The organism is Campylobacter canis, from assembly GCF_045504005.1.
In the GTDB taxonomy this organism is placed as follows: Bacteria; Campylobacterota; Campylobacteria; order Campylobacterales; family Campylobacteraceae; genus Campylobacter_A; species Campylobacter_A canis.
Genome location: NZ_JBJJXH010000009.1, coordinates 1 through 16,313, shown reverse-complemented (window position 1 = coordinate 16,313; position 16,313 = coordinate 1). Strand labels below are relative to the sequence as shown.

13 protein-coding genes, 2 tRNA genes and 3 pseudogenes are annotated in these 16,313 nt (G+C 38.1%); 14 read left to right on the top strand and 4 right to left on the bottom strand.

The window, feature by feature from the left end:
* Positions 1-104 precede the first annotated feature (104 nt).
* From ACHJH3_RS08995 to ACHJH3_RS08955, 9 genes are all read left to right on the top strand, one after another.
* The gene (locus ACHJH3_RS08995) at positions 105-374 is read left to right on the top strand and encodes a NifU family protein (RefSeq protein ID WP_169941705.1); all 270 of its coding nucleotides are present in this window, start codon (positions 105-107) and stop codon (positions 372-374) included.
* Positions 371-919: a histidine kinase gene (locus tag ACHJH3_RS08990; protein ID WP_173030335.1), complete on the top strand. Its 549-nt coding sequence runs from the start codon at positions 371-373 to the stop codon at positions 917-919. Before ACHJH3_RS08995 ends, ACHJH3_RS08990 begins: the two co-directional genes overlap by 4 nt.
* Positions 903-2,195, top strand: a complete 1,293-nt coding sequence (locus ACHJH3_RS08985; RefSeq protein ID WP_407064538.1) for a UDP-N-acetylmuramoyl-L-alanyl-D-glutamate--2,6-diaminopimelate ligase — start codon at positions 903-905, stop codon at positions 2,193-2,195. The genes ACHJH3_RS08990 and ACHJH3_RS08985 overlap by 17 nt, the downstream gene beginning before the upstream one ends.
* 52 nt (positions 2,196-2,247) lie before the next feature.
* Positions 2,248-2,592, top strand: a complete 345-nt coding sequence (panD, locus tag ACHJH3_RS08980; RefSeq protein WP_407064537.1) for an aspartate 1-decarboxylase — start codon at positions 2,248-2,250, stop codon at positions 2,590-2,592.
* Between the two features lie 144 nt (positions 2,593-2,736).
* Positions 2,737-3,051, top strand: a complete 315-nt coding sequence (locus ACHJH3_RS08975) for a YbaB/EbfC family nucleoid-associated protein (protein WP_407064536.1) — start codon at positions 2,737-2,739, stop codon at positions 3,049-3,051.
* Entirely contained in the window at positions 3,048-4,130 is a 1,083-nt protein-coding gene (locus ACHJH3_RS08970; RefSeq protein ID WP_407064535.1) for a DUF7488 domain-containing protein, read from the top strand. Before ACHJH3_RS08975 ends, ACHJH3_RS08970 begins: the two co-directional genes overlap by 4 nt.
* A complete protein-coding gene (locus tag ACHJH3_RS08965; protein ID WP_407064534.1) occupies positions 4,130-5,032 on the top strand; it encodes a polyprenyl synthetase family protein in 903 nt (300 codons plus the stop codon). The genes ACHJH3_RS08970 and ACHJH3_RS08965 overlap by 1 nt, the downstream gene beginning before the upstream one ends.
* A gap of 19 nt (positions 5,033-5,051) precedes the next feature.
* A complete protein-coding gene (gene tkt, locus ACHJH3_RS08960; RefSeq protein ID WP_407064533.1) occupies positions 5,052-6,965 on the top strand; it encodes a transketolase in 1,914 nt (637 codons plus the stop codon).
* Positions 6,966-7,014: 49 nt separating this feature from the next.
* Complete coding sequence (locus ACHJH3_RS08955) at positions 7,015-7,809, top strand: undecaprenyl-diphosphate phosphatase (protein ID WP_407064532.1); 795 nt, start codon at positions 7,015-7,017, stop codon at positions 7,807-7,809.
* Positions 7,810-7,831: 22 nt separating this feature from the next.
* Here the strand turns inward: ACHJH3_RS08955 and ACHJH3_RS11315 are convergent.
* From ACHJH3_RS11315 to ACHJH3_RS08930, 4 genes and pseudogenes are all read right to left on the bottom strand, one after another.
* Positions 7,832-8,328, bottom strand: a pseudogene (locus ACHJH3_RS11315) (ClbS/DfsB family four-helix bundle protein).
* 103 nt (positions 8,329-8,431) lie between these two features.
* Complete coding sequence (locus ACHJH3_RS08940) at positions 8,432-8,737, bottom strand: CZB domain-containing protein (protein ID WP_407064588.1); 306 nt, start codon at positions 8,735-8,737, stop codon at positions 8,432-8,434.
* 102 nt (positions 8,738-8,839) lie between these two features.
* A pseudogene (locus ACHJH3_RS08935) lies at positions 8,840-9,103 on the bottom strand (methyl-accepting chemotaxis protein); the annotation flags it as partial.
* A 689-nt stretch (positions 9,104-9,792) separates the two neighbouring features.
* Positions 9,793-9,881, bottom strand: a tRNA-Ser gene (locus tag ACHJH3_RS08930).
* A 227-nt stretch (positions 9,882-10,108) separates the two neighbouring features.
* On the opposite strand from ACHJH3_RS08930, the gene ACHJH3_RS08925 reads away from it, so the two are divergent.
* The 5 genes and pseudogenes from ACHJH3_RS08925 to ACHJH3_RS08905 form a co-directional block, all read left to right on the top strand.
* Positions 10,109-10,185 (top strand) — tRNA-Met (locus tag ACHJH3_RS08925).
* A 288-nt stretch (positions 10,186-10,473) separates the two neighbouring features.
* Complete coding sequence (locus tag ACHJH3_RS08920; RefSeq protein ID WP_407064530.1) at positions 10,474-11,247, top strand: hypothetical protein; 774 nt, start codon at positions 10,474-10,476, stop codon at positions 11,245-11,247.
* A gap of 568 nt (positions 11,248-11,815) precedes the next feature.
* On the top strand, positions 11,816-12,415 hold the full coding sequence (locus tag ACHJH3_RS08915; RefSeq protein WP_407064529.1) for a hypothetical protein: 600 nt from the start codon (positions 11,816-11,818) through the stop codon (positions 12,413-12,415).
* Positions 12,416-12,474: 59 nt separating this feature from the next.
* Positions 12,475-14,931 (top strand): annotated as a pseudogene (locus ACHJH3_RS08910) (molybdopterin-dependent oxidoreductase).
* 428 nt (positions 14,932-15,359) lie between these two features.
* On the top strand, positions 15,360-16,313 hold a 954-nt coding region (locus ACHJH3_RS08905; RefSeq protein WP_407064528.1), incomplete at its 3' end, for a retention module-containing protein.

The following is a 16,313-nucleotide window of genomic DNA, read 5'->3' as shown; positions in this document are numbered from 1 at the left end:
GGGCGGATTCGCCCTTAAACCTTAAAAACTCCCGAAACTTCCAAAATTTAAAATTTATTTTGCCAAAGTAGGTGTATAATTCAAACAAAAACAAAGGGTAAGAGATGATTCCATTTACAGATGAAGAGCTTTTAAAACCTGTTAGCGCAAGCTTGCAAAAGGTAATGCCTATGCTTGAGCGAGACGGCGGCGGCATGGAGCTTTTAGGTATAAAAAACGGCAAAGTTTATGTTCGCTTAACGGGACACTGCCACGGTTGTGCAGCCAGCGGAACTACTCTTAAATACGGTATCGAAAGACAGCTTAGAATGGATATTCACCCTGAACTTGAGGTGATAAATATCCCTATCGGAGAAGAGGTAAGATTAGATTGATTGATTATAAAAAACTTGGTATCAAGGCCTTTTATAAAGGTAGCTTTGACGAGGCTATAAATTATTTTTCTTTGGCTTACGATAAAAAAAAGGATAAAAGGCTTTTGTTTTTTATCATGATTTGCTCGCTTGCTAAAACCAGACACGATGAAGCCATGATGCTGTTTGAAATTTTTAAAGTTAAAGAAAAAGTCGGCATGAGTGCTGAGGATTTGGACGAAATTTTAGCCACTTTGGAGTCTAAATTTGACGAAAAAGACGAGCTTGAAGCTCAAAACGCCATAAGTTATGATGATTTTATGGATGCGGTTAAAAAAGAGGGAAATTTCAAAAGCGTTTTTGAAGATATAATGTTCTCAACTCGAGTTATGATAAACAATCGCGATGATTTTTTGGACTTTTTAGAAAATTTAATTAAAAATGATTTTATAGAGATGGGATTAAACTACCTTGAAAGCGCGGCTGTGTTATTTGCGGGCGACGAGAGGTTAAACTCTTTGATTTGCGAGATAAACAAAAGGCGCAAAAGTGAAAATTTACATTGAAAATTCATTTATCACGGACAATTCAAACGAATGCGAAGAGGGGTGTTTGTTTGTCCAAACTCACACAAACTCGAAATTTACTCAAAACGCTATAGATAAAGGCGCTAAAATCATCAGCCTAAAGGAGTGTAAAAAGCTCTTAAATATAGATGAAAATATCAAGATAATAGGCATAACAGGCACAAACGGCAAGACGACAACGGCTGCGGCGATTTATTCTATCTTGCTTGACTTGGGTTATAAGTGCGGACTTTGCGGAACCCGCGGAGCTTTTATAGATGATGAGCGAATAGATCAAAAGGCGCTTACAACAAGCGAAATTTTACGCACGCTTAGTTATTTAAAATCCGCCAGTGAGCAAAAATGTGAGTATTTCGTGATGGAGGTAAGCTCTCACGCGATAGATCAAAATCGCATAGAGGAGCTTAAATTTGAAGCTAAAATTTTTACGAACTTAACCCAAGATCATCTTGATTATCACAAAACATTTGAAGAGTATGCACGCGTTAAGAGCAGCTTTTTTGAAGATGACAGCTTAAAAATCATAAACATAGACGACGGAAATTTGAAATTTAACGCTAAAAATGCGCTTACTTACTCTCTTAGAAAACATGCGTCATTTTCGCCTATCGCTTACGGGCTAAAAAACGGCATAAACGCCATTATTAAAACCCCAAAAGGCGATCTTGAGATAGCTTCGAATTTGCAGGGCGAATTTAACCTCTATAACCTTATCGCCGCCACCGCTTGCGTTGCTAGCTTGACGGATAAGAGTTGCGAGGAGATTTCATCTGCGGTTAGTAATTTTGGCGGCGTTGAGGGTAGGATGGAGGTTGTTAGCCAAGATCCTCTTGTCATCGTTGATTTTGCTCATACGCCCGATGGGATCGAGAAAGTTTTAAGCGCGCTTTGCCACTATGAGCAAGTTGTCGTTTTTGGAGCTGGAGGCGATAGGGATAACACCAAGCGCCCTAAGATGGGCTCTATCGTGCAGCATTTTGCAAAGCTTTGCATAGTAACAAGCGATAATCCAAGAAGCGAAGAGCCGATGTCAATCATCCAGCAGATATATAACGGCATGCAAATGAACGATACCGTTATCCGCGAGCCTGATCGCAAAAAAGCGATTGAAATCGGGCTAAAAAGCCTAAAAGAAGGGCAAATTTTAGTGATTTTAGGCAAAGGAGACGAGCCTTATCAGGAGATAAAAGGGGTTAAATATCCTTTTAGCGATAAGGAGGTCGTTTTGGAATTTTTAGGAAGAAAAGATAGATAATTGCCTGCGAAATTTGACCTAATTTTTAGCGCGAGATAAATAAGGAGTGTTTTTGAGAGTAGAAGTTTTAGCAAGTAAAATCCACAGAGCCGTTGTAACGGATGCGAATTTAAACTATGTAGGCTCTATAACCATCGATGAAGAGCTTATAAATGCTGCAAATTTAACGGAATTTCAAAAGGTCGAAATTCTAAACGTAAATAACGGCGAGAGATTTTCCACATATGCCATAAAAGGCGATAAAAAAGGCGAAATTTGCTTAAACGGCGCTGCTGCAAGAAAAGTTTGTATCGGTGATGTAGTTATAATCGTAGCTTACGCAACTATGAAATTTAAAAAAGCTAAAAAATTTGAGCCCACGATAGTTCATGTAAATGAAAAAAACGAGATAGTTTGATTAAACAAATTTGCTTAAAATTTTATTTTTTATTCCGCTTAAAAAGCTCATAAATTTTGATTTTACGCTTAGCTTGCAAGCTGTTTGAAAAAATTATATAAGCTCAAATTTGTTATAATCAAGCAAAATTGAAAAGGATTTTTTATGTTTGAAGGACTTGATTTATCGAAAATGAACCATATGCTTGAAGAGGTTCAAAAAAAGGCGCGCGAGCTTGAAAATGAGACTTCAAGCAGAGAATTTAGCGTAAAAAGCGGTGGCGGACTTATCAGCGTCAAAGCAAACGGCAAGGGCGAACTGCTTGACATCACGATAGACGATAGTTTGCTTGAAGATAAGGAGAGTTTGCAGATTTTACTGATTAGCGCGGTAAATGACGTGATGAAAATGGTCGAGGATGATAAAAGGCATCTTGCCGCAAAGATGCTTGGCGGATTTGCGGGAATGGACGGCAAATGAGAAAAATTTTATTTCTCATATCTTTATGTGCATTGGCTTTTAGCGCACCGCGCCCGACTCAAGATGATTTTAACGCCTGCTACGAAAAAAACCTCCCAAGTATAGTAAATGTCGCAGGTCATGAAGGCATCGCACTTAGCCCCAATCTAATCGCGGTTGTAAAAAAAGATGAGATGCCGCTTAGAAACTACATAAAATTTGATCCTTTTTTAGGGCTTTATCTGGTCGCTTCGGATGTGAGCCTTGATCCTATCAAGATGAGCGAGGATAATAGAACTAAAAAAAGCGATTGGGTGAGTGTTACAAAGGATATCAACTCAACCGTTTACGGGCACGTCAAATCTCTTGGAGAAAGGCTTGGCGAGCTTGATACGCTTACTTTTGACGTAAATGATACTACAGCCGTGCTATCGGCATGCTGCAACCTAAGAGGCATTAGCGTGGGCGGAAACAAATTTGTCCCGAATAGATACTTAAGACACTTTATAGCTTATCCAGATGTTTATTACGGCGATGTCGGGGCTATCTTCGAGGCAATGGACGGCAAATTTTACGTAAAAAGCGTAGAGCAGCTCGGGAGAGGTCAAGCTCTCATGACAAAAGATGAAATTTTATCTATAAATAAAGAGAAATTTAAAACCCTAAGAGAGCTAAATGAGAGAATTTTATTTGCTAAAAAGAGCGAAATTTTAACTTTTGAGATTATGCGCGACGGAGTTGTCGAAAGATTTAACATAGCCGTTTCGGACTCGGTTGGTGCAAAAGATAAAAAATCCAAAGATGAGATGAAGCCTGATGTTAAGAGCCAAGAGACAAAAGAGATAAAGCAGGCAAATACGACTAATGATTTTTTCAAAACGCAAGGCATAACTCTTGACGGACAGCTAAACGTTAAGAAGGTAGATGAAGGCTCAAAAGCCGCAAATTTCGGCATCAAAACAGGCGATAAGCTGATACAAGTTGGTAAAAATCAAGTGAAAAATCGCAACGACGCCATCAAGCTAACATCAAAAAACAGCGCCGAGCATATCTTGCTGTTTAGGCGAAACGGATTTGATTTTTTCTATAAAGCAAGATGATGAGAAGCGAAAATTTACTAGAGGAATTTAAGTCTTTTTTACGAGAAAATTTGCCAAGTGCACCTAGTTTTCATCCAAATTTCGATGAAGCTTTAAAATATATGCTTCTTGCGGGAGGCAAGCATTTTCGAGCTATGCTTGTGCTTGGCGTAGTAAATGCACTAAAGCCTGAGATGCTAAAGAGCGCATTTGACGTGGCTTTGGGATTTGAGCTTATGCATACATATTCGCTTGTGCATGATGATCTGCCTTTGATGGATGATTCAGACCTTAGACGCGGAAAGCCTACATTGCATGTTAAATACGACGACGTAACGGCGATTTTGGTTGGAGACGGCTTAAATACTCACGCCTTTTATCAAATTTCAAAGGCGAATTTAGATCCTAAAACAGCTTTAAAATGCGTTGAAATTTTATCGCTAAACGCAGGCGTATCGGGCATGGTTTTGGGGCAGGCGATTGATTGCTTTTTTGAAATGAGCCAAAAAGCAAAAGCCGTGAGAGAGAAATTTAAAGTGGCGGACAGGCTGCTAAATTTAGAGGAGCTTACTTTCTTGCATATCCATAAAACCGCAAAGCTAATCGCCGCTAGCTTAAAAGCAGGCTGCGTAATAGCTCAGATGAGTGATGAGGTGTGCGAGAAAATTTATCAAATCGGACTTGACCTAGGTCTTGCATTTCAAATTCAAGATGATATCATCGATGCCACTACGAGTGCAAATGAAGCGGGCAAGCCTACCGGAAATGACGGCATGAAAAACTCATTTACAAATTTACTCGGCATCAAAGAAGCCATAGAGACAAAAAACAAAATGATAGATAAAATTCAAGACGATTTAAGGGAATTTGAGCCTAAATTGGGCGAGATGATCTTAAATTTGATAGATAAGCATTTGCGTTAATTTTAAGAAGGGAATTAAGATGTTAAAAAAACAAGCGGACACTATAAGATTTTTATGTGCGGATATGGTTCAAAAGGCAAATAGCGGCCACCCGGGAGCGCCGATGGGGCTAGCGGATATCATGGTCGTGCTTATGAAATTTTTAAATCACAATCCAAAAAATCCAAACTGGCTTAATCGCGATAGGCTTGTTTTTAGCGGTGGGCATGCAAGCAGTTTGGTTTATAGCTTTTTACATCTAAGCGGATATGATCTAAGCCTTGACGAGCTTAAAAATTTCCGTCAGCTCGGCTCTCTTACGCCGGGACACCCTGAAATTCACACAAAAGGCGTTGAAGTGGCAACCGGCCCTCTTGGACAAGGGATCGCTAATGCGGTTGGGTTTGCTATGGCTGCAAAATATGCTGCGAATTTGCTAAATTTGCCTGATAACGAGGTAATAAATCATAAGGTGTATTGTCTTTGCGGTGACGGGGATTTGCAAGAGGGCATAAGCTATGAAGCGTGTGCGATAGCCGGAAATTTAAAGCTTGATAATTTAGTCGTGATTTACGACTCAAACAACATAACTATCGAAGGCGACACTTCTATAGCATGGAGCGAGGACGTAAAGGCGCGCTTTGAAGCCCAAGGCTGGGACGTGGCCCGTATCAACGGGCATGATTATGATGAGATAGAGTTCGCGCTCGAGCAGGCAAAGGAGAAGGAGTGTCCTTATCTCATTATCGCAAACACTCGCATCGCAAAGGGTGCGGGCGAGCTTGAAGGAAGTCATCATAGCCACGGCGCACCGCTTGGTGAAGATGTGATCAAGGCGGCAAAAACGGCTGCGGGATTTGACCCAGAGGCAAAATTTGCCATAGATGAAGACGTGCTTTTTAGATTTAGAGCCGCTGTGGAAAAAGGCGATTTGGCAGAGGCTTTATGGAATAAACAGATAGAAAAATTAAGCGCGGATAGCAAGAAAATTTTAAATTCGCTTTTAAATCCTGATTTTTCAAAGATAAATTTCCCTGATTTTACCGATAAAAAAGTAGCCACAAGGGATAGCAACGGCGTAATCATGAACGAGATCGCCAAAGTCTTGCCGGGATTTATCGGCGGAAGCGCTGATTTAGCACCTTCAAACAAGACCGAATTAAAAGGCATGGGCGATTTTCCAAACGGTCGCAATATCCACTACGGAATTCGCGAGCATGCAATGGCTGCGATAAATAACGCCTTTGCCAGATACGGACTATTTTTGCCGTTTTCGGCGACATTTTTTATATTTAGCGACTATCTCAAGCCAAGTGCTAGGATAGCCGCACTTATGGGCATTAAACACTTTTTTGTTTTCACTCACGATAGTATCGGCGTGGGCGAAGACGGACCTACTCATCAGCCTATAGAGCAACTAAGTCAGTTTAGAGCTATGCCGAATTTTTACACATTCCGTCCTGCCGATGGTAATGAAAATGCCAAATGCTGGCAAGTCGCTTTAAATTTAAGCGCTCCTTGCGCGTTTGTGTGTTCTCGTCAGGGACTTGATCCTCTGCAAAGCGGAGAATTCGGTAGCGTTGAAAACGGAGCTTATCTTCTTAAATCAGAGCCAAATGCCAAAATCACATTTGTATCAAGCGGTAGCGAAGTGAGCTTGTGTGTAAAAGCTGCAAATTTACTCAAAGAAAACGGCGTAAGTGCAAACGTAGTTTCTGCGCCTTGTTTTGATCTGCTTTGCAAGCAGCCTAAAGAGTATGTGGATAAAATTTTAGATCCAAACACCAAAATCATAGCCGTTGAAGCTGCAACCGCGATGGAGTGGTATAAGTTCGCCGATATTGTGTATGGAATGCAAACTTTTGGCGAAAGCGGCAAGGCTGAAATGCTGTTTGAGCATTTTGGATTTAACCCTGAAAAGCTTTGTAAATTTGCTATGCAAGCCGTTAAGTGAAATTTGAAGCTAAAGTATTCGGTGAAATTTTAGAAAAGAGAGGCCTTTAATGGAAATTTCACATATCATCTTGCTTGCACTCATTCAAGGCATAAGCGAGTTTTTGCCCATATCAAGCTCCGCTCACCTCGTGCTGGTACCAAAACTGCTAGGCTGGAGCGATCAGGGGCTTGCCTTTGACGTGGCGGTGCATGTAGGCACTCTTGCGGCGATTTTGTTTTATTTCAAAGATAGGATATTGTCGCTTTTAAGCGACTTTTTTGCTTCTATTAAGGAGCGCAAAAAAGTTGGCGATAGTGCGCTTGTCTGGTCGGTCGGATTTGCGACGATCCCTGTGGGGCTTGCGGGCTTACTCTTGAATGATTTTATCGAAAATTACGCAAGAAGCGGCATTGTCATAGCATTTACGACTATATTTTTTGGTGTCGTGCTTTATTTTGCAGATAAAAATCACGGCTTAAAAAGCGAATATGATATGACGATTAAACTTGCTCTTATCATCGGTGCGGCTCAAATTTTAGCTCTTATTCCGGGTGTTTCTCGCTCGGGCATTACTATGAGCGCGGCGCTATTTTTAGGATTTAGCAGAACAGGAAGTGCAAATTTCTCTTTTCTTATGTCTATACCTGTTATCTTGCTTGCGGGCGGACTTGAAGCGGTTAAGCTTGTAAGACTTAAAGAGGCGGTCGCTTGGGGAGATCTTGCTATAGCGATGGCTGTAAGTGCAGTAAGTGCTTATCTGTGCGTGAAATTGTTTATGGTGATTATCTCTAAGATGAGTATGCTTCCTTTTGTTGTTTATAGACTTATTTTAGGCGTGTTTTTGTTTTTGATGTTTGTATAAGTTGATTTGCCTGGCTTTGTACTTATAGCTTCTTAAAACTCTTTTTGTGCTTTTTTATCTTCTTTATTGCCCAATCATAGTGTGAAGAGGTGGCTGATATACAGTAACTTCCAAGCGTAGAGCCAAGAGTATAGGCAAATTTGCCTTTAGTAAAAGCTCTTCATCGCTGAATTTATCAACTGCTTTCATAGCCTCTTTGTGGCTATTTTTTAGCAAAATTTTAGCTGTATCAAGTGGTGTGTTTTGGTGTTTTTGCCAAATTTTATATTCATCTTCGGATATGTTCTTCAGTTGTAAGGATGCGGTAAAAACGGCTTTATCTCTTTTGAATTTTGATTTGATCTGATGAAATTTAAAAGCAAAACATGCCACTCGTAAAGATGTATTTTTATCTCTATCTTCAAAGTTAAATTTCATCTCCTGCTCTTCTGCGCTCATAGATTCGATAAGATCAAAAAGCTTAATAAAATTTCCATTCGCAAGCGAGATCAGATCGTCTTTTGTGGTAGGTCTTGGCATAGCTCATCCTTTACCTAAAATTTTAAGTGTAAATTGATTGTAGTTTTTTTGGAGTTAAATTTACGAATTCGCTTTCATGCCGTGCGGGTTTGGCAAGCGTAAATCAATTAAGCTGATGAAGCCTCTCTTTAAGCATTTTATCAAATAAGCTAAATAGAGTTTGCGATGCTTCTTCTGCTTTTTGGAAATTTTGTGCGATCAGACTCTCGTCGCTATCTATAGCTAACGAATCGTTGATGAGCTTATGAACTTTGGAGTGAGGCTTATCAAGCTGCTTAAATATCTCGCTTGAGCCAAAAATTTCCTTGCCGTCGCCTTGATACCATTTGCCAAGTCTGCAGCTATGATGATCGCTCATTTTTTCTTGATCTCGTTTTGAAATTTTCTCATAGCCGTTTACTTTAAACACGACGTGATCGGTCTTTGCCAGTGCGATAAAAAGCTCGTAATACAAATTTTCAGTTTCTTTTTGAATTTTGTTTAACTCCTCTTTAAGCTCGCCAAAGGAGCCTTGAAAGCGGTATATACTCTCGTTTGAGTCAAGTGAAATTTTTTCCACTTCTTCGCTCTGAGTAAACATATCATTTGCATTTTGCTTAAGCAAATTTACGTTCATTTCAACTTCTGCCGTAGCCTTTTGAGTGCGTTCGGCAAGCTTTCTTACTTCATCGGCAACTACCGCAAATCCTCGTCCATGCTCTCCTGCACGAGCTGCTTCTATGGCGGCATTTAGAGCCAGCAAATTCGTCTGATCCGAGATATCTTTAATCAAATTTATAACATTTGTGATCTCATCGACACTTTTATGAAGAGCCTCGGCTGTTGCTCGAGATCTGTTTGAAGACTCGGCTATATGTGAAATCGAGTTTATTATATTAGTCGAATCTGCTTGCAGCTTGTCAATTAGTTGGGTATTTTTTACATTGTTTTTTGAAATATCCTTGATGCGAGTAAGCTCGTCGATATCTTTTTGGATAGATAACATGCTTGTTTTTGTACCCTGAATCATTGTTTTAGCTAGCAAATTTTTATTAGTCGTTTTTGCCATTAAAATTTGCTCTTTTAGGGCGTTAATCTCGCTTGTTAGTTTGTTATTTTTAATCTCTAATTTGTTAATTTTATCTTGTAAAATTTGATTTTCTTTTATGTTTTTGCTTTTAAAAAACATCCGAGTGCCTTTATGAGTTTTGATTATGTAACTCGCTTTATCAATAAAGCTGATTTTTGATTTTAGTAAATTTTTTCTTATAAAAAATTAAATATTTAATAAACAGAAGTTTTATAATAATTATAAAATAGCATATATTATTAGTTTTTAGTTATAAAATTTGATTTGTTTAAGTTGTTTGTAACTCAATCAAGAGTAATTATATTAATTGTGAGATATTTTAGAGTTAGTGTTATTTTGTCATTTTTTGACTTTAAAAGTCGGGAATTTGTTGTTTTGTGGATGCTTAAAAATAATGGCAGACAGGATGGGATTTGAACCCACGAAGGCTATTAACCTTACACGCGTTCCAGGCGTGCTCCTTCAACCACTCGGACACCTGTCTATTTGAAAATGTGATTTTAGCAAAAAATTTATAAATTTAAAATGTATTTAAATAAAATAGCTGTATTTTGCTTAAATCGTGTGGCTAATATAGACTTAAAATACTATAGTTGTTTTTTTAGAAACCAAGGGCAAATTTTGACTTCTTGTTTTATATCAAAGTGTGGTCTTGTAAATTTATCTATATATAAGCAACGGTGTAATATAATTCGCAATTCTTCTATATGTGTCAAGGTAGCTCAGCTGGTTAGAGCGCTGGTCTCATAAGCCGGAGGTCGAGAGTTCAAGTCTCTCTCTTGACACCAAAATCTCCAAATACGACATTTTGAAATTTTCATTTTACAATCTCATTTTATTAAAATTAGCTTAAAAAATGTAGCAAATTATAAATTTATGTAGCAAAATTTAAGCCATTATTGGATTAAATTGATTTAGAATTAAAATAATAAAGAGTGATTAATGTTAGAAGGATAGTGTAAAGATATTTTAGATAGGGTAAATCTAAAAAATGCGGTTAAATTACTTACAGACGATTCACCGCATAGCTTGTATATATGCCAACATTATGAAAAAACAACTGAAGGAGATGTAAGATGTGGTTATTTAGGAGAGTAGCGATACTTATAATCTTTGGTTTTTTGTTTACAGGATGTTTTGTTGTATATGATTCGTCGGATGAAGTTAAGCTGATATATATGGATGATATGGCTAGAATTTATTCTAAGGATAGGCTGTTTTCTTTAATGGGACCTCTTAAAACCAATATAAGACCACAAGGGTCTTCTGGAAGCCTTGCTAATATTTTGCATTTAAGATGGGGAATTCAGGATGTTATGGTTGCATTTATCAGGATTAAGACCGATAGTCTTAATACATTTGAAGCTGAAGAGTATCTTAAAAAAGAAAATATCGACGCATTTGAAAAGAGTGCAAAGACAAATCCTAATCAGAAGTATTACAATAAAAAATACGCAAGAACATATAAAGAGGGGTATCTTGATTATATAGACGGAGTAAAGTGTAGAAGCTTTCATGCTAGCACTCCCTTTAATTACTATGAAATAGACAAAAAAGATATGTGGGGTGCAATTTGGACTGAGGAGTATGAAACATATTGTAGTATATATCAAGCTGACGGAAAACCCGGTCTGATCGTCATATACTATGAATATAGCTATAACATTCGCAATAAAGATCTATTCAAGGGTGATGATAAATCAAATCAACAGGTCTTAGATATGATAAAGAATGAATTTAGGGGACATATACAAACCGTATTTCCTACTATTAAATTTCATAATATAGATAGAGAAAAGATGAGGAAAGAGGGATTATTAGTCGATAAACCTTATAAGGTGCAGTTTTAGGTTCAGGCTACTTGACGCAAGTATAGGTGTGTCTATTATGTGCTTAATATGTAAAATATAGTTGAGTAAATCAATGAACTAAAAGATAGAAATTTACTAAAACCGTAAATGGCACTGTAAGATATTTTTGTAGCAGTATGAAACTTTAGTGGATGTAAATTTTACTTTATGGTTGTTTATGTTGTAAATTTATTGATCTATTCTGCTTGTGAAAATAATCATAATATAATATTATCTAATTAGCTATTTTATAATTTATAATAAATCTTAATAAAATTTAAGCTACATTAACTGTTACTATTTTACACATTTATAGAATAAAAATTTAAAATTTGATATGTAAATCTTAAGACTTAAATTTGCACAAAAATAATGAAAATAGGTCAAAAATAGCGTATTTTAAAACAATATAATTAAATATACTTTCATAGAATATTTAATTTTTTATTTAAGGTTTAACTCAAAAATTAATACTTCTTTTAACAAGCCATTAAGCTTATATCGACTATTATGAAAAAAGCTTGATTTTAAGTCAAGTTGATAATTAAATTTAAAGGAGCTTATCGGTATGAAAAAAGCATTTTTACTTTCGGCGATTTTAAGCGGCTGTTTATTTGCTCAAACGGCCTATGTTAAAAACAGCGAAGAGATCGCCAAAGACGGCAAGCATATAGGCTTTGCTAGGATATTAACGCCTGTTGAGATTATAAAGGCAAACGGCGATAAGACCGAGGTTTCAGTAACCGGTTTTGTTCAAGAGGGCTATCAGGAAAAGCTTGTTAAAAGCCCCGCACTTGGAGAAGAATTCGTAGTATTTGAGACATATGTGGGAAATGCAAGCTATGAAGGCAGCAGTAACCCTTATGTCAAAATTTTAGAAAAGACAGAGGATGACTACGGTGAAGTTTGGCTTAAGGCCGAGTTTAAATTTGAGATCTCAAGCGAAAATTTAACTACCGATCCTGAGCCGCTTTACAACAATGCCAAAAATTTATTTGAGCAAAGCTGCTCTGCGTGCCATATCTTGCACGAACCAAATTCTTATACTGTCAATCAATGGCCATCTCAAATAGAAAGTATGATAAGCTCGGGCTTTGTCGGTCTTGAAGATGCCGATAAGAGTGCGATTATAAAATATTTGCAGCACAATGCAAAAGATGTTCAATAACGGTCAAATTTTAAATTTAGATAATTAAACAACCACAAATTTCTTAAAAGGGAGAAAATATGAAGAGAAGAAGTTTTTTAAAACTGAGCGCTTTAGCCGGCGTAAGCCTTCAGGCAAATAGCATGGCAAATGCCTCAAAAACGCTTTTTGATCAAAGAAAAGTGTTTTGCGCAAATAGATTCGGACCATTTTACGCAAACGTAGTAAGCGGTAAAATAACAAGCATAGAGCCATTTGAGGGCGATAGATTTCCAACTACTTTAAATAACGCGATCCCTGATGCTATCCAAAACGAAAGCCGCGTGCTTTATCCTTGAGTGAGAAAGAGCTATCTTGAGAAAAAGGGTCCAAATAAGCCTGAACTTAGAGGCGAAGAGGAATTTGTAAGAGTTGACTGGGATACGGCTCTTGATCTTGCCGCAAAAGCTTTAAAAGAAAATTTCGATAAATACGGTCCTGAGAGTATTTACGGAGAGTGCTACTGGTGGGGCGGTAGCGGTAAGGTAAGCTGGGGTAGAGCCACAGCTAGAAGGATGCTAACGATCCTTGGCGGATTTGTTTCAGAAGACGGCAACTACTCTTACGGTGCAGGCCACGTCGTAATGCCTCACGTTATCGGTACTATCGAGCCAAACGAAGCTCCAACTCGCTGGGAAGCCATACTAAAATCAGCTAAAACTCTAGTATTCTGGGGAACCGATCCGCTTGTTACAAACGAGATCGGTGTAGGCGTTCCGACACACGAGACATACCGCTACTATACAGCCCTAAAAGAGGCAAACGCAAGCGGTGCTAAGAAAATTTACGCCGTAGATACATACAAAAACAACACTATCAGATATCTAAACTCAGACTTCATCGGCGTAGTTCCTGGTACTGATACAGCGATGATGATAGGCATGTGCCACTATCTATACACAAACAACCTGTATGACGCGGAATTTATCAAAAAATACACAGTCGGCTTTAATAAATTTAAAGATTACTTCATGGGAACAACCGACGGCGTAGTAAAAGATCTTGCTTGGGCAAGCAAAATTTCACGCGTTCCTGTTAAAAAGCTAGAAGAGCTTTGCGTATCTTTAGCTAAAAACGAATCAATCATCCTAAGCGGCTTTGCTATCCAAAGACAAGATCACGGCGAGCAGTCTTACTGGGCGCTTATCACTCTAGCTTCGATGCTTGGACATATCGGAAAAGAGGGTTGCGGATTTATGGCATGCGACCAAGGACATAAGACAAGTGATGAGACTTACATAGCTCCTGTTCTTAAGGGTCTAAGCTCATTCCCAAGCGAAAAATACACTAAAGCCGATAGCCCATGGGTAAAAAATAAAAACTACATCATGCCAAACAGCCGTATGACAGACGCTCTTTTAAATCCAGGCATGGAGATGGAGAGAAACGGAACAAAATGGAAACTTCCTCACATGAGAGTTGCGTTTAGCGCGAGCGGATCGATCTTTACAAGACATCAGGAAATTAACCGTATGGTTGAAGCGTGGAAGAAATTTGACACTGTTATCACCGCAGAGCCTTACTGGACAGGTGGGGCTAAGATGTCAGATATTGTTTTCCCGGTGGCGATCGAGCCAGAGAGAAACGATATAGACCAAAGCAACGGCACGGGCGAGTATCTATTTGCTATCAAAAAAGCTGTTGAGCCTGCCGGCGAATCAAGAACAGACTTTGAAATTTGCAAAGGAATTTGCAAACGCTGGGGCATGGAAGAGGTCTTTACCGAGGGCAAAACCGAGATGGAATGGGTGAAAGAAATTTATGCCGACGCGATGAGTCAAGCAAAAGGCCTTGGATATGACAAGATGCCTAGCTTTGATGAGTTCTGGGAGAAGGGCTACGTCAAATTTGATAAAAAAGACGACGAGAAAAAATATTTCACCAGATTTGCAAACTTTAGAGAAAATCCAAACAAATTTAGACTCGGAACCCCATCGGGCAAGATCGAAATTTACTCACCTGTTATCGCGAAAATGGGATATGATGACTGCATGGGACACCCTGCTTGGTTTGAGCCGTTTGAGTGGCTAGGAAACGAAAAAATAGCTAAAAAATATCCTTTAGCTCTTAACACCCCGCACTCACGCTTCCGCCTTCACTCGCAGCTAAACAACTCGGTTGTTAGACATTATACATCCGTAAACGGTAGAGAGCCGATGTATATAAGTAAAAGTGCAGCTGAAAAAAGAGGTATTAAAGACGGCGATATTGTAAGAGTATTTAACGATCGCGGCGAAATTCTAGCGGGCGCAATCGTAAGTGATATAGCGCAAGACGATGTTATCATTATCTGCGAAGGAGCTTGGTATGATCCTGAGGTTTGGGGCAAGAAGAGCCTTTGCCAACACGGTTGCGTAAACGTGCTTACAAAAGATAAAGGCACAAGCAAGCTTGCTCAAAGCAACGTCGCTCATACGAACCTAGTTCAAGTTGAGAAGTACAAAGGCGCAATCAGACCTATTAGAGCATTCTCTAAACCAAAAATTCTAAACGCTTAGTTGATTTTAGCGGGGAGGCAACTCCTCGCTTTTATCTTTAATAGAAAAATACTTTAATTTTAATTTAAAAAACATTGCAACTGTATTCAATAAGGTATGATTTTTATTGAGTATTTGTATTGTTGCTTTAAGCAAATATTTAATTTTCATATTTCTTTGCGCTTTAGAATTTGTATTTGTTTAAAATAAGATTTAACATTGTAATAAATTTAGCACTAATATGCGTTTTATAATTTGAAATATCGTTATAAATTTTAGCATCTCTATAAATTAGATTATTTGGTTCTTAATGTTTTTTGGAGCCTTTCTTGTTGTATATCCAATCCAAGCTATTTAAAATATTTGTTTTATTGTACCAAAGTACAATATTTCTTATAAGTCATTTTAGGTATAATCCTTTTAAAATTTATTCAAAAAGGATTATAAATATGGCTACTACACTAGGAATTATAAAGCAGCTATCCGGTCAAGTTGTCGCAAGAGATGCTCAAGGCAATGAGAGAAATTTAAATGTGGGCGATACGGTTTTTGTGGGAGAAACAGTTGTTACTTTAACTGGTGACTCAAAGGCTGTCATATCAACACTTGACGGCAAAGAAATTACATTATTGGGCAATGATGAGATCTCTTTGAACGAAACTTTAATAGACTCAGGCTCTAATAGCAATGTACTTGCTGATATTAATGATCTTCAAAGAGCTATCCTTGAAGGACAAGGACTAAATACTCTTGAGGAGACTGCTGCTGGAGGCGATGCTGGCTTGTTGGCCGTTGGAGCAAGTTTGACTCAGGAGTTATTTACTAAATCAGGAAGTATTAGTAATGTTTTTGAAGGATTTCCTGATCTAGATAACACAATAGATAATTTAAGAACCTTTGATGTTCTTCCTGCAAATTCATCTAGAGAGCAAGACGGATCACCGGACAACCCTATCAATCCTCAACCAGAAGCTCCTAAAGCTGCAGTAATTACATTTAACGAAGATAAAGATAATGACGGCAAGCTAGACGGCAACGAGAATAAAGAAAATCCTAATACTACTACAGCCGAAGTTAAACTACCTGACGGTGGCAAGATAGGAGACGTGCTAGTAATAAATATCGTTGATCAAAACGGAACGCCTTTAGTTAAAGACTTAGAGGTTCCTATTACTCAAGATATACTAGATAACGGTTATCCAATTAAAGAACTACCTATAAAAGAGGGTGATAAGCTAAATGCCGAAGTATTCGTAAAAGATCCTAATACTAATCTAGAGAGTCCTAAATCCACAGACGACCTTACTATAGAAAAAGGTGCTATAGACCCTATCAATCCTCAACCAGAAGCTCCTAAAGCTGCAGTAATTACATTTAACGAAGATAAAGATAATGACGGCAAG